The sequence below is a fragment of the Curtobacterium sp. MCBA15_005 genome (genome assembly GCF_001864855.1).
GTDB classification, from domain to species: Bacteria; Actinomycetota; Actinomycetes; order Actinomycetales; family Microbacteriaceae; genus Curtobacterium; species Curtobacterium flaccumfaciens.
The window spans coordinates 21,676-33,275 of sequence record NZ_MJGL01000045.1; the positions used below are offsets into that span (position 1 = coordinate 21,676).

Genomic DNA, 11,600 nt, shown 5'->3' on the forward strand with positions numbered 1-11,600 from the left:
CAGCTTCGTCAAGAGCGAATAGATCGACGAGGTGTCAGCGGAGCAGACCGAGCTCCATCGCGCGGGTCACCGCGCGCGTGCGGTCGTTCACGCCGAGCTTCTCGAACACGTGGCCGAGGTGCGTCTTCACCGTGGCCTCGCTGAGGAACAGCGCGCGGCCGATCGCCGGGTTGCTGTTGCCCTGGGCGACGAGGCGCAGGACGTCGAGTTCGCGCGGGGTCAGCGACGGGCCGGCGGCCGCGGGGAGCGCGCCTGTCGCTCGGCGGACGAGCGCTGCGGCCGCGGAGGGCGCGAGCGCGGTCTCACCCCGTGCGGTCGCCCGGACGCCGGCGAGGATCTCGGACTCCGGGGCGGCCTTGAGCAGGTAGCCGGTGGCGCCGGCCTCGATGGCCGCGAGGATCTGGTCGTCGGACTCGTACGTGGTCAGGATCAGGACGCGGACGCCGGGGTCGGCGGCGAGGATCTGCGCCGTCGCCGCATCGCCGTCGAGCACGGGCATCCGGAGGTCCATGAGCACGACGTCGGGGCGTTCGGCCAGCGCCACCGTCACCGCGGCGCGGCCGTCGCTGGCCTGGCCGACGACCTCGACGTCGTCGGCGTCCTGCAGCAGGGCCACGATGCCCGACCGGACGATCGGGTGGTCGTCGGCGACCACGACGCGGATCACCGGGTCACCTCCGCCACGGGGTCACGGTCGACGGCCAGGAGGCCCGGCTCGGGTCCGGTGGGCAGGCTCGCGTCGACGACGGTGCCCCGGCCCGGGGTGCTCGTGATCGTGCAGGCACCGCCGGAGAGCGCCAACCGTTCGTGGAGGCCCCGGAGACCGTGCCCGGCTGTCGGGACGCCGGTGTCGAACCCTACGCCGTCGTCGGTCACACGGACGCCGACCTGTTCGGGCGCGTGCTGCAGGACGATGCGGACGGAGCCGGCATCGGCGTGCGCACGGATGTTCGCGAGGGACTCCTGGACGACCCGGAGCAGCACGACCTGGGCGTCGCGGTCGAGCGGGCCGTCGGTCGCGTCCACGGTCACGGGCGTGCCGGTCTCGCGGGTGTAGCGCTCCGCCAGACGGTGCAGGGCCCCGGCCAGGCTGCCGCTCGTGGCACCGGCGACCCCGGCGGCGATGAGGGCGCGGGAGTCCTCGAGCGCCGCTCGTGCCGACTCCTCGAGGACCGCCAGCCGTTCGTCGAGCGCGGCACCGCGGTCGTTCGCCAGGTCCTTGCGGGCACGTTCGGTGAGCATGACGATGCCGGCGAGGTTCTGCGCGACGGTGTCGTGGATCTCGCGGGCCAGGCGCTCCCGTTCGCTCGCGACGCCCGCGCTGCGGTGGGCATCGGCGAGGGACTGCTGGGTGGCGCGGAGTTCGTCGAGGAGCTGACGGCGCTCCTCGGACAGGCCGGCGACACTCGAGATCCACACGCCCATCGCGCAGGCGCCGATCACGCTGATGCCCTCGATGAGCACGGTGCTGACGAGGGCGTCCGGGCCGCCGGAGACCTGCAGGCCGATGCCGCTCGCGACGCCGACCGCGACCGAGAGCAGGACGGCGGTGCGGACCCGTTCGGACTGCACCCAGACGAGCGGGAACGCGATGCACTGCACGAACGCGGTGCTCGGCACGACGGCGGGCAGCACCAGGGCGGCGACGAGGACCAGCGGCAGGAAGGCCGCTGCGGCACGGGGGCTGTCGTAGCCGCGGTGCCCGAACACGGCGTAGGCGACGACGAGCACGACGACCGCGGTGAACGCCGGCCAGCGGGCACCCCACGGGGACCACCCGAACACGGTGATCACGGCGGTGAGGAGCATCGTGCCCGCGAAGAAGACGTGCAACCACCGGTTGCGCATCCACGTCTCGCCGCTCATGTGCCCAGCATCCCACCAGCGGGGCGCCATCAGGCGTCCTTGCGGTTCCACCGGAACGTCAGCAGGCAGGCCACCGTGCCCAGGACCAGCCACGCTGCCAACACGAGGGCTCCGAGGGCGAGGTGCCACGCGCCTCCCGGCTCACCCGACTCGAACGCACCGGGCAGGAAGACGGACCGCATGCCGGACGCCATCCAGCGCAGGGGGAAGACGGAGGCGACGTCCTGCAACCAGGTGGGGAGCTGCGTGAAGGGCAGGTAGACGCCGGAGATGAACTGCAGCACCAGGACGATCGGGACGATGGTGGCGGTGGCGCGCCGGCCCTCGCGGGGGAGCGCCGAGACCGCGATGCCGAGGACGCAGCTGGTGGCGATGCCGAGGACCATCACCCCGGCGAAGACACCCCAGTTGCTCGCGTCGGTCGGCAGGTCGACGCCGAACACCAGGCTCGCGATCGCCAGCAGCAGTGCGGTCTGCACGAGCGTGGTGACGAGGACCATGCCGATCTTGCCGACGAAGTACGACAGGACGGGCAGCGGTGTGCCGCCGAGGCGCTTCAACGTGCCGTCGCTGCGCTCGGTGGCGATGTCGACGCCGAGGGACTGCGTGCCGGAGAGCAGGATGCCCGTCGCGACCAGGCCGGGCAGGTAGTAGGTGGCGTAGTCGACGCTGACGTCGGGGCCGGCCTGGATGTCGGCGGCGCCGGAGAACGCCACCGAGAACAGCGCCAGCATGATGATCGGGAACAGGAAGGTGAAGAAGACCGCGTCGGGGGCGCGGAAGTAGGTGCGGATCTCGTACGAGATGCGGCTGGTCGCTGTCTTCATTTCTGTCCCACCATGTCGAGGTAGACGTCCTCGAGGGACGGACGGATGACTTCGAGGTCGTGCATGGGCGAGGTGCTGCTGCGGATGAGCGCCGTCGGGTCGCTCGTGCGCTCGTCGTGGTGTCCGCCGTCGTCGTCACGCCAGCGGACCCGGGGCGTGCGGGCCTCGGCGCCGCCGATCTCGTCGATCGGTGCCAGGTCGAGGAGCTTCCCGTCGGCGATGACCGCCGCCCGGTCGGCGAGCTGGGCGGCTTCGTCGAGGTAGTGCGTGGTGAGCAGGATCGTCGTGCCCTCGTGCTGCACCCGGCGCAGGAGGTCCCAGAACTGCCGACGGGCCTCGGGGTCGAAGCCCGTGGTCGGTTCGTCGAGGAACAGGACCTCCGGGCGACCGATGATGCCGAGGGCGACATCGACGCGGCGGCGCTGGCCACCCGACAAGCGGCTGATGCGGGCGTTGCGCTGCGTCTCGAGCCCCGTCGCGGTGAGGAGCTCCTCGACGCTGCGGTGCTTCGGGTACAGCGTCGCGAAGTGGTTCAGCTGCTCGGCGACGGTGACGTTCGGGGACTCCGCGCTGGTCTGCAGGACGATGCCGATGCGTGCGTTGTGGCTGCGGCTCGTCCGTGCCGGGTCGTGACCGAGGACGCGGACCTCTCCGGCGGTGCGGGAGCGGTACCCCTCGAGGATCTCGACCGTTGTGGACTTGCCGGCGCCGTTGGGGCCGAGGAGGGCGAAGGTCTCGCCCCGATCGATCGTGAAGGAGACGTCGTCCACGGCACGTTTGCCGGTGGCGTACTGCTTGCCGAGGTGCTGGACCTCGATGGCGGGGGACTCGGGCATGGGTCCAGCTTCGCCGCCGGGTCGCCGTGGGGGATCGACCGGGGCGGTGGTGTCGGCATCATCCGATCGGGGGATGGTGCCGGCGGGGAAGGTGGTTCGGTTTCCGGCCGTGACGGTTCTGGTTCGCGATCGTCGCGGATCGTGAACCGGAACCGTCACGCCTCAGTACTGCGGGCGGATCCAGTCCTTCGGTGGCACGAAGCGGGCGCGGGGCAGGGCCTCGTCCGGCTCGGCGGTCCGCACGCTCGTGATGATCGTGGCCTCGCCGTGCTCGTACGAACGGCGGGCGATGCCGTCGTGCTCGTCGATCACCAGTGTCGAGCGGAACGCCGGGTCCTCGCCGTGCTCGAAGGTCACCAGGATCGAGCGCTCGCCGACGTGCTGGATCAAGATCGGGTGGACGTCGTCCGTGGCGCGGCCCCACCGGAGCATCAGATCGGGCACGGCCATCCGGACGACGGGGGACGGGACCATGCCCCGGACGAACGACACCTCGATCGGGCCGTCGTCGGGCTCGTGCAGCACGCCGTCGCGGTAGGAGACCGGCTTGGCACGCTGTCGGACCAAGGTCCAGGTCTGCGCGGGCTCGTCGATGTCGACGCGGAACTGCCAGGACTTCTGCCGGGACTCCTGGTGGATGCCCTCGAGGACGTACCGTGCGGGTCGGCGGAGGGCGGCGAGCTCCTCGGCGATCGCGGGACCGTCGGACCGGGTGAGGAGTTCGTCGAAACGCATCGTGCCAGCATGGCGCACCACGTGCCGTGGACCGCACCCCCGACGGGCGGGAGGCGCGGGGCGGGGTGGTGCAGGGCCTCCAGGCCGTGGGGTGGTCGCGTCAGGTTGCGTCAAGCAACGTGCGCGTAGACCGGGAGGATGCAGGTCGTCGGAGTCGAACAGTTCGGAGGGCCCGAGGCCCTCGCCGTCCACGAGGTGCCGGAGCCGCACGCCGGTGCGGGATCCGTGCGGATCCGGATGCACGCGTTCGCCGTGAACCCGACCGACACGGGGGTGCGCGCCGGGCAGCGGGACAGCTCGCAGGCCTCACCGCCGTACGTGCCGGGGATGGACGCCGCCGGCGTCATCGACGAAGTCGGGCCCGACGTCACCGGATGGCAGGTCGGCGACGAGGTCATGGCGATGGCGCTGCCGCTCAGCGCCCACGGTGGCGCCTACGTGCAGGAGCTCGTTGCGCCGGTGGGGTCGTTCACGCGGATCCCTCGCGGGACGTCGATCGAGGCTGCGGCGACCGTGCCGATGAACGGGCTGACGGCGTTGCAGATCCTGTCGCACGCCTCGCTCGCGCCGGGGCAGACGCTCGCCGTGACCGGGGCTGCTGGGCTGCTCGGGAACTACGTGGTGCAGCTGGCGAAGGCCGCCGGGCTGATCGTTATCGCGGATGCTGCTCCGGCCGACGAAGCACTCGTCCGGTCGCTCGGGCCGGACCACGTGGTGCCAAGGGGTGCTTCCTTCGCTTCCGCTGTCCGGGAGCTCGTGCCGGACGGGGTCGACGCGCTCGCCGACGCTGCCGTGCAGCGCGACGAGGTCGTGGACGCCGTTCGCGACGGGGGAGTCTTCTTCGACGTGCGGGGGTGGCAGGGCAACGGGGCTCGGGGGATCGAGTTCGTGCAGGTGATGGTGTTCTCGGAGTACCGGTCGTTCGACAAGCTCGAGCAGCTGCGGCACGCGGTGGAGAGTGGGACGTTGACGCCGCGGGTCGCCGAGGTGCTGCCGGCTGCTCGGGCTGTGGAGGCGCATGAGCGGTTGGAGGCTGGGGGGACGCGGGGGCGGTTCGTGCTCAGTTGGTGAGTTGATGACGTGGTGATGGACGGGAGGCGCGGTGCCGGTTGGTGCCGCGCCTTTCGTCCGTCTGGCCTCGACCTGTCAGATTGGCTGGACGCTGCGTCCGACTTCGTACACCCACCGCTCGTTCGATCGGCTCTTCACGACTCGGTTCGCTCAGGTTGTGATTGTTCCCGACGAGGACGGAACGCTGTTCGGCAAAGCGATACATTTTTGTGTGACCCCTGAAACATCAGTACATGTCATGGTCAACGAGGAGGCGAAGTGGGCGAGACTGACAAGGCGTTCCGCAGCCCGGCGGACCGCGCTGCCGCGATCGGGGCGCTCTTCATCTTTACCCCAGTCGGGGTGATGTGTGCTGCGGGGGCTGCGGCGCATGGGTTCGACGCCGGGTCGCTCATCGTTCTCGGTCTCGTCCTCGCTGGAGTTCTCTGGGCGATGGTGCTCGTCACGCGAGCGGCTGCGTTCGTCGAGTGCTCGCCTGAGTGGATCACGGTGGGGTTGGTGCCGTTCTGGAGGACACGACTGCTTCGTCGTGAGGTCATTCGGGTCGCCGTCGTCCGGATCGACACCTACGCCGAATTCGGCGGATGGGGGATCAAGGGTTCGGCCCGGAACTCGAAGGGACGGCTGTACTCGGTGGGCGGGGAGAGGGCTGTGAGGATCGAGGTGCGGGATGGGCGAACGTTCGTCGTCGCGTTCAAGGAGCCGGCGACGGCGGAGTGTGCCCTGCAGACGCTGCAGGGACCGGTCTGACCGTGCTCAGCGCCGCGCATTACTCCGCTAAGCGCGCCAACCCACAGGCCGTTGCGTGCCCGGGTCATCCCGACGTGGAGCTCCCGGCGCCCTCGCTCTTGTTCGGTTCCGGATGGGTGGGCCGGAGTTGCATTCAAGTGTCACGGATCGACGTGCGCCAGGAGTACTCGTTCTCGTGGATCGCGTCGTCACCATTGGCTGCGATTGCGATGCCCTTCCATAGGCTGAGCGCATGCCAGCAACGCAGCTACCGTTCGAGCCCTCAGAGCTCACCGTCCGCCAGCTGCTCGCTTCGTACGTTGGCGTCCTCGACGAGCTCCTCCGCCGGGGACTCGTCAGAACTCGTAATTCCCCGCTCGGTGACCTCGCCGAGTCACTCGCGCTGCGCGCGTACGGCGGTGCGCTCGCGCCGAACTCGGAGAAGAGTTACGACCTGCGACGACCTGACGGGCACCGTGTTCAAGTGAAGGCAAGAGTTGTCAATCCTCTCGATAGACGAACGCAAGCATTCTCCGCGTTTCGGTCATGGGAGTTCGAAGAAGCGCTCTTCCTGCTCTTCGACGCCGCGACCTACGACCTGATCTGGGCGCGAGAATTGAGTCGCGACGCGACCGTTAGCATCGGGCGCAGAGTGGAGCACACCAATTCCTCCACGGTGGCTGTTCGCGATGTGCTGCGCGCTGGCCTAGACGTGACAGACCTAATTCGAGATGCCTACGAGCGCATAGACGAGCCAGCGTCGGGATCAACTCCGGGTTCGACCCTCGACGCTCGCTGATTGACCAGATTCCGGATGACCTTAACGAGCGTCGGGCTGTAGTCCTGCCAGGTCTCGTCGATCCTTGAGATATCGACCTTGCCGGTATGGACGCCCTCGCACAGCCGCATCCATCCTTCACCGGCTGCGGCCGTGAGTGCTGCGGCGACGGATGCGCTGACCACCGTTCCCGCTCCCGGTAGGAGCTTGATGAAGCTGCGCGCCAATGCGCGTCCAGCGAGTTGCGCGCTGAGCTGAGCCACAGTGGAAACCGACATCATCGTCTTGAAATCCAGATCGTAGATCGCGGCGATCCGGCCCATCATCGTGAGCTGAATCGGCGCGAGTGTGAGCGCGTCAGCTATTGGGATCGGGACCGCGGCCGCCGCAGCAGCAGCGGAGGCAGACGCGGCGATAACCGGTCGGGCCAGCTGGCGTTTCCACGGAAGATTGAGCCGCTGAGCGACACGAAACGCATCCTTGGTGTCATCGGGTGAAAGTGCGAGCGTCTCGACGAGCAGATCACCAAGCCCATGACCCGTTCCCTTCCCGTGCTTCCCGACAACGGACGTAAGTACGACGCTCCTTACCGGCAAATCAACCGCTCGCCCGTTCGCGTCAGTAGGCGCTTCGAGCCATGCCTGGAACTCCTGCACACCTTCCGGTGCTTTAAATTTGCCAGTGACCGTTTTCTCCCAGTCGACCTTCGTCAGCACCAGTACGACTGGGAGGCCAGCGTTGTCCAGCTCACGGATGATCTCGATGTCCGCGTGTGTGAGACGGTCCGCGGTTGAATTTATGCAGAACCACACTACTGAGATTTGTTCCTTGGTGGGCTTGCTGGCAACGATCTTGAGGTGGTCACGCAGTGAACCTGCCGGCGACTTGAACGAGCCGATCTCGAACCCCTCGAAGTCCCATACCCCGAGCGCCTCATCAGAGTAGTAGTGCACACCCTCTGTGACTGGGAGCCCTTTGCCGACTTTCGCGAGATCACGGCCGAAGATCGCGTTTACAAGGGAAGATTTGCCTACGCCAGTGCCCCCGACCACGGCGAGGTTGAACCGTCCGTACCGACCCTTCGCTTTCGCATTTGCTGTCAGGAACGGTTCACTATCGATCGCCCGCTCGTGGTCGGCATCGCCTGGGGACTTCGGGAGCATGAACATGTGTCCTTTCGATCCAGCGGGGTCGTGGCCGGAGTTTTGGTCTAGTGCGAATCTAGTGCTCGCTGAAAGACTCTTGTGTTCGACGCCCCTCGTGCAGACGCCAAAGATCGTCAAGCCTGCGGCCGTCGGGAAGAGTCCACTTACGCCAACCATCCACGGTGGGAACCTGGGCTGCCTCACGAGCCGCCCGGGAGGGAGTGTCGAACGTCCGACCGTCAGGCAGCTCGAAGGAGCCGTCTGCCTGAACAACGGCGCTGTACTGGTCGCCGACTCTCGGACGTTCCCACACGAGGGTCGCACCAGCTTCGATTAGCCCTGCGGAGATGAGATCACGAACGGTTGTCCTCGGCCGTCCTGGGCCTGTGCGGACGGTCGGGGCAGAGAGGGCGAACTCGTCGAGGTCGACGAGCGACGTGCCGTCTTCAGTGCGCTCTATGTCCCAGGCAGCCGCGAGCTTGAGGAGCAATTCTCTCTGGCGTTCCTCCAACCGCTCGGGCGTCCAAACGGACTCATTCAAGACCCCGACCGTGATTGCAAAGGTCGTGACACCGCTTGCTGACTTGAAATACCGCTGCTTCTTGGTCTCGAACTCGTAGTTCTGCGCCTCAGAGTTCTTCTTGCGGTCGAGGAGCACCAGGTTCGCAAGCCGATGCGTCCAGTGGTCGCGGAGCTCGTCGTCGAACAGCTCACTCCATATCGAGCCCTCTGCCGGCGACTGCGGAAGAACATGCTCGACCGTGATGATCTTCGGATTGAATTGCATGCTCGTGCTACTGAGCAGGTCGTTCAGGCGGAGCAGAACATAGCGACGGACCGGCGCAGACTTGTAGATCGGTCCGCGCAGTTGAGCAAGAGTCTCTCGCCGCTCGTCGTCCGAAAGTTCGTACTCCGGGGAGTCGATCCCGAGCCCAGCGGTGAGGCTCCGGAGGAGGTTGGCATATCGGGTCCCGCGCGGTGTCGCGTACTCCCGGCGGATGAGCATCGAGGCAGCCAGTCGTTCGAGCCGTGAGAAATGCTCGATAAGCTGTATGGGGTCCTCCGAGTGCTGCTTCAACAGCCACAGAGCGACAGGGCGCCAGTCGCCAGTGTCGAGTTGGTTGAGGGTACGAAGCCAGTTATTGACGACTTCGGCGTCGTGGGGCCAGGAGTAGTTCTCGTTGTCGATGATCGCGGAGGCGTCTGCATAGGGCAGCAGAACGTCGTCGATGAACGTCGACCCGTCGCCGGGCAGGAACCGCCGAAGGACCTGCTCCGGAAACTCCTGAAGTAGCTCTCTGGTGGGCCGCGTCATCGAATAGATCGTTCGAATGTGTGCGAAGAGGTCTTGGAACGATGCGCGACCGAGGTCGATCTCCGCCTCTTCCCACTTGTTGGCGAAGACGCTTCTCGACTCGGGCGGAAGACTGCCGATCACGTCTGATTTGAAAATGTCAGCAGCCGACAGGTCAAGACCGCGTGAGTTCATCACACTGAAAATCCGGTGCGCACTCGCGATGTCTGGGGTCGTTACGACGACGAGGTAGGTGCGGGAGCTGATGAGCTTCGAGAGCGCCATACGACGCTCATCCTCCCAATCCCGGAGGGCCTCGTGAAAGAGACGCGCGTTGTCACGGATGTTTTTCTGCGCGTCGGTGGCAAGGGCTCCATCTGGTGCGGACATCAGTCCTGCGAGATCGGAGGCCTGCTGGACCCTGGTTTGGAAGAATTCGGCGTCGCGGTCGCGAATACGCAGCCGGGGCTTCGGCTCGAGGTCGAGCAAGCTGTTTCCCGGTTCGATCACTAGGGCGCTCAGTGCAGATCGGAAGTCCCCAGTTGACAGTGCACGGAGCACCGACAGCAAGATCGTTAGTGTCGTGAGTCGCTGCTGGCCGTCGATCACTTCGGCGAACGGCGAATCATCGCTCTTGATAAGAACGAGCGACCCGAGGAAGTACGGCTCGGTTGCGGTCTCTCGAGCGAGCGCATCGCTGAGATCGTCGAGCAGCTGACGAGCCTGCGCTCCTCCCCACGAGTACGGCCGCTGATACTCCGGAATTTGAAACTGATAATCAGAGCTGAAAATCTTCGAGACGGACATTTCGTGCGCACTGAGCTGGGCCAAGCTGTTCCCCTTCAACTTCATGAACGCGGGCTCTCGGCGCACGCTAGCCACGATCGTAGTCCTTACGAAATGCCAGCCTGGCGACTTTCGTGTACGGATCGCGGCTTCGCGCCACGATAGTTGCGGCAACGATCGCTCGATCGCCGCACCGTGGCTACCTCCTCCTAGACAGCGTGGTCAGCCAGAGTTCGTCCGACCCGGTGTCCTGGGCACCCTCACCTGCCCCTCGAGTATGCACAGCGAAGCAGGGGCCCTCACGTTAGTCTCCGATAACGGGCCTCGCCACTGCTTTACGCCACTGAGGATGTGGCCCAGCGCACAGATGTGTGGCAGAGGCCCGAGGAGGATCCTAGAATCACAGGCGCACAGCCAGCCGCGACTGTGGCGCTGGGGTTCACCTAAACGTGACGAAACTACTGAAGGTCGTCAGGCTTTGAGCCGTCGGCAAAAGTCAAGCCATCGGCTTCACCCGCGCCTCGATGAATTTGATCGCAAAGTCACCAAGGTCGTACTTGATGTACAGCTGCTGGTCAATCTCGGGGATCGACTTGGCCCAGTCGATGTCCGACTTCCCCGTGAAATCCTGAAGTGGAACGTGCGTCCAGACCTTCGCCGGGTTGTGCTGGGTGATCTTGAGAATGCCGAGCATGGCGCGCGCGAACTTAGTCTTCACGTACTTGAGGCAAGCCTGAGCATGCGCCGCGTCATTGAACGCCCCGATTGTGATGAAGGTTTGGGTGACGGCGACCTCGGGCTCGGCTACAAGCGGACTGGAGAGCACTTCGCCAAGAGCGCCGGAACCATTCGCTGCCGCCACAACCACCTTGTACTTGTTGAAGCTCGCCGGCCCAGCAACGTAGTTCCTACGAATCCACCGCGATAGCCGACGGTTTTTGATCAGTCCAAGAACGCGTACGTAATCCTGCCCGTCGTCGGGGTGTTCCGTGTGATAGAGGAAGGAGAACTGTTCGAACGTGTTCGTGTTTACGAGTGCTGCATTGCCGTCGGGGCGGAGTGCTCGCGCTTCCGGGTGCTCGTTGTACAGCGCGTCGGTATATCGAAACGACCGCGAGCTCGTGATGGAGGGAGCGATCGACGCGTTGTGCGCCTCGTTCACCTTGTGGAGAATCTCGTTCAGCTCTGGATAACTGGTGAACGTGTCGATCGGCTCGACATCACGCTCTTCGTCCCAGTACGTGACCGCGATCCCACCCTTGATGTCAGTGCCTGGGAAGAGATCGTTGCTGTTGGGGACGTAGTGCGGGACGCTTAGATGCCGGTCCGCGAGCATCTTCTCGTTCCACACCTTCGGAGTGAATCCGGCGTTGAAGAGGAAGCGCGCCGGCGTGATAAGCACGGCCTTACTGGCGACCTCGTACGCGGCATTCATGAACTGGTGGTATACGGGCGTGTCACGGGTGCCGTCGCCCTGCGCTTCCTCCTGGTAAGGAGGGTTACCAATCACTACATCGAACTTCTTCCCCACGG

At 65.8% G+C, this 11,600-nt stretch carries 11 protein-coding genes; 3 read left to right on the forward strand and 8 right to left on the reverse strand.

Features of this window, described 5'->3' with window-relative positions:
* Positions 1 to 34: 34 nt before the first annotated feature.
* The 5 genes from BIU89_RS13140 to BIU89_RS13160 all read right to left on the reverse strand — a co-directional run bounded on the left by BIU89_RS13140 (position 35) and on the right by BIU89_RS13160 (position 4,264).
* A complete protein-coding gene (locus BIU89_RS13140) occupies positions 35 to 667 on the reverse strand; it encodes a response regulator transcription factor (RefSeq protein ID WP_071247163.1) in 633 nt (210 codons plus the stop codon).
* Entirely contained in the window at positions 664 to 1,866 is a 1,203-nt protein-coding gene (locus BIU89_RS13145) for a sensor histidine kinase (RefSeq protein ID WP_139179150.1), read from the reverse strand. The genes BIU89_RS13140 and BIU89_RS13145 overlap by 4 nt, the downstream gene beginning before the upstream one ends.
* A 29-nt stretch (positions 1,867 to 1,895) precedes the next feature.
* Complete coding sequence (locus BIU89_RS13150) at positions 1,896 to 2,693, reverse strand: ABC transporter permease (RefSeq protein WP_071247167.1); 798 nt, start codon at positions 2,691 to 2,693, stop codon at positions 1,896 to 1,898.
* Entirely contained in the window at positions 2,690 to 3,529 is an 840-nt protein-coding gene (locus tag BIU89_RS13155; RefSeq protein ID WP_071247169.1) for an ABC transporter ATP-binding protein, read from the reverse strand. Before BIU89_RS13155 ends, BIU89_RS13150 begins: the two co-directional genes overlap by 4 nt.
* A gap of 162 nt (positions 3,530 to 3,691) precedes the next feature.
* Entirely contained in the window at positions 3,692 to 4,264 is a 573-nt protein-coding gene (locus BIU89_RS13160; protein WP_071247171.1) for a hypothetical protein, read from the reverse strand.
* A 138-nt stretch (positions 4,265 to 4,402) separates the two neighbouring features.
* Here BIU89_RS13160 and BIU89_RS13165 point away from each other — a divergent pair, with 138 nt between their 5' ends.
* The 3 genes from BIU89_RS13165 to BIU89_RS18200 all read left to right on the forward strand — a co-directional run bounded on the left by BIU89_RS13165 (position 4,403) and on the right by BIU89_RS18200 (position 6,863).
* The gene (locus BIU89_RS13165; RefSeq protein WP_071247173.1) at positions 4,403 to 5,335 is read left to right on the forward strand and encodes an NADP-dependent oxidoreductase; all 933 of its coding nucleotides are present in this window, start codon (positions 4,403 to 4,405) and stop codon (positions 5,333 to 5,335) included.
* Between the two features lie 258 nt (positions 5,336 to 5,593).
* The gene (locus BIU89_RS13170) at positions 5,594 to 6,085 is read left to right on the forward strand and encodes a hypothetical protein (protein ID WP_071247175.1); all 492 of its coding nucleotides are present in this window, start codon (positions 5,594 to 5,596) and stop codon (positions 6,083 to 6,085) included.
* A 232-nt stretch (positions 6,086 to 6,317) separates the two neighbouring features.
* Positions 6,318 to 6,863 carry a DUF6998 domain-containing protein gene (locus BIU89_RS18200; protein WP_139179153.1) on the forward strand — a complete coding sequence of 182 codons (546 nt, stop codon included), beginning with the start codon at positions 6,318 to 6,320 and terminating at the stop codon, positions 6,861 to 6,863.
* Here BIU89_RS18200 and BIU89_RS13175 read toward each other — a convergent pair.
* From BIU89_RS13175 to BIU89_RS13185, 3 genes are all read right to left on the reverse strand, one after another.
* Entirely contained in the window at positions 6,800 to 8,005 is a 1,206-nt protein-coding gene (locus tag BIU89_RS13175; RefSeq protein ID WP_071247283.1) for a DUF697 domain-containing protein, read from the reverse strand. The genes BIU89_RS18200 and BIU89_RS13175 overlap by 64 nt on opposite strands.
* 58 nt (positions 8,006 to 8,063) lie before the next feature.
* Positions 8,064 to 10,163 carry a GmrSD restriction endonuclease domain-containing protein gene (locus tag BIU89_RS13180; RefSeq protein WP_071247177.1) on the reverse strand — a complete coding sequence of 700 codons (2,100 nt, stop codon included), beginning with the start codon at positions 10,161 to 10,163 and terminating at the stop codon, positions 8,064 to 8,066.
* A 400-nt stretch (positions 10,164 to 10,563) separates the two neighbouring features.
* Positions 10,564 to 11,598 carry an Eco57I restriction-modification methylase domain-containing protein gene (locus BIU89_RS13185; RefSeq protein ID WP_071247178.1) on the reverse strand — a complete coding sequence of 345 codons (1,035 nt, stop codon included), beginning with the start codon at positions 11,596 to 11,598 and terminating at the stop codon, positions 10,564 to 10,566.
* Between the last annotated feature and the right edge of the window lie 2 nt (positions 11,599 to 11,600).

Bases quoted from the DNA above. Each gene is read 5' to 3' on its own strand.
- BIU89_RS13145 (WP_139179150.1), bottom strand. From the start codon at position 1,866: ATGAGCGGCGAGACGTGGATGCGCAACCGGTGGTTGCACGTCTTCTTC.
- BIU89_RS13150 (WP_071247167.1), bottom strand. From the start codon at position 2,693: ATGAAGACAGCGACCAGCCGCATCTCGTACGAGATCCGCACCTACTTC.
- BIU89_RS13155 (WP_071247169.1), bottom strand. From the start codon at position 3,529: ATGCCCGAGTCCCCCGCCATCGAGGTCCAGCACCTCGGCAAGCAGTAC.
- BIU89_RS13160 (WP_071247171.1), bottom strand. From the start codon at position 4,264: ATGCGTTTCGACGAACTCCTCACCCGGTCCGACGGTCCCGCGATCGCC.
- BIU89_RS13165 (WP_071247173.1), top strand. From the start codon at position 4,403: ATGCAGGTCGTCGGAGTCGAACAGTTCGGAGGGCCCGAGGCCCTCGCC.
- BIU89_RS18200 (WP_139179153.1), top strand. From the start codon at position 6,318: ATGCCAGCAACGCAGCTACCGTTCGAGCCCTCAGAGCTCACCGTCCGC.
- BIU89_RS13175 (WP_071247283.1), bottom strand. From the start codon at position 8,005: ATGCTCCCGAAGTCCCCAGGCGATGCCGACCACGAGCGGGCGATCGAT.